Source organism: Streptomyces sp. NRRL WC-3626 (assembly GCF_000718785.1).
GTDB lineage: Bacteria > Actinomycetota > Actinomycetes > Streptomycetales > Streptomycetaceae > Streptomyces > Streptomyces edwardsiae.
In genome coordinates, this window is the sequence record NZ_JOCA01000055.1 from 1 (window position 1) to 536 (window position 536).

General features: G+C 67.4%; 1 protein-coding gene. It reads left to right on the forward strand.

Translation table 11 applies throughout. The features are described from left to right. Nucleotides 1-60 precede the first annotated feature (60 nt). Nucleotides 61-536: condensation domain-containing protein (locus IF28_RS36795; RefSeq protein WP_234325421.1), on the forward strand; the 476-nt coding region annotated here is incomplete at its 3' end.

The following is a 536-nucleotide window of genomic DNA, read 5'->3' on the forward strand; positions in this document are numbered from 1 at the left end:
CTGTCGGAGGCGGTGTCGTACCGGGGGTTCGCGGAGTGGTTGGGGTCGCGTGATGCGGGGGTGGATGAGGAGTTCTGGCGGGGTGTGCTGGGTGGGGTGTCGTTGCCGACTCCGTTGGTGTTGGGGCAGCGGGGTTCGGGTGTGGGTGGTTCGGGTGTGGTGCGTGGTGTGGTGGGTTCGGAGGTGGTGGGGCGTCTGGAGGGTGTTGCCCGTGGGTTGCGGGTGACGATGAGTTCGGTGGTGCAGGCGGCGTGGGGGTTGGTTCTGCATCGGTATTGCGGGTTGTCGGATGTGGTGTTCGGTTCGGTGTCGTTGGGGCGGTTCGCCGATGTTCCCGGTGTGGAGCGGATGGTGGGGCTGTTGATGAACACGGTGCCGGTGCGGGTGCGGGTGGATGGCGGGGAGTCGGTCGGGGAGTTCCTGTCGGGTGTGCATGAGCGGTTGCTGGCGGTGCGGGAGCATGAGCACAGCGCGTTGGTGGACGTTCAGCGGTGGGCGGGTGCGCCGGCGGGCACACCACTCTTCGACAGCATCGT